The 665-nt window shown below is 51.9% G+C and carries 1 protein-coding gene and 1 pseudogene; both read left to right on the forward strand.

Annotated elements, in window-relative coordinates; translation table 11 throughout:
• Positions 1–22 precede the first annotated feature (22 nt).
• Positions 23–271 (forward strand): annotated as a pseudogene (locus ACXJ5O_RS29015) (tyrosinase family protein); the annotation flags it as partial.
• A gap of 159 nt (positions 272–430) precedes the next feature.
• On the forward strand, positions 431–665 hold a 235-nt coding region (locus tag ACXJ5O_RS29020), incomplete at its 3' end, for a hypothetical protein (protein ID WP_457302921.1).

Consider the following 665-nt stretch of genomic DNA (forward strand, 5'->3'; position numbering starts at 1 on the left):
GAACGATAGTCTCCCCGATGACATGGTAGGCGACTCAGTTATCAAAGGAATTCTTTCCACCGACACGTTTGAGGATTTCTGCAGCACTCGCCCATCGGGACAGGACACAACCGATGCTGCCTGGCAGAGGCGGCGGGGAACCGCAACCCAACTCGAATTTAATCCCCACAATGGACTCCACGGAACACTGTTGGGTGACATGGGAGGATACATGTCTCCGCTTGATCCCATCTTCTGGCTTCACCATTGTAATGTCGATCGGATTTGGTCAATTTGGTCATCGCGACACCCAAGAGCGAGTTTCGATAATCTGTGGCTTGGGATGAAATTCAGTGGGCAATTCACCGGGGCGGGAAACATGAGTTGGGAACCCTCGGTCGCAGATCTGTTAACCACGGAGGCACTTAACTACTCGTATGGACCGATCCCCATGATTGTGCAGGATCGTGATGCAGCTTTGATTGAACGGATTACCCAGTGGCAGGGTCTCCCGCTTGACATAAAACAGTCAGCCGGCACCACGCTAACTAAAGTGCCCGCGACCACGGATCGCAATCAAATCTTGATTGCGTCGGAAAAAGTTAATAGCGCTGCCGACATCTCTAAACCGCTTTCTGTCGCGTTTAACTCCAGCGTTCCTATCAAGGAGCTTTTCAGCCCTGATG

Source organism: Phyllobacterium sp. P5_D12, assembly GCF_054049495.1.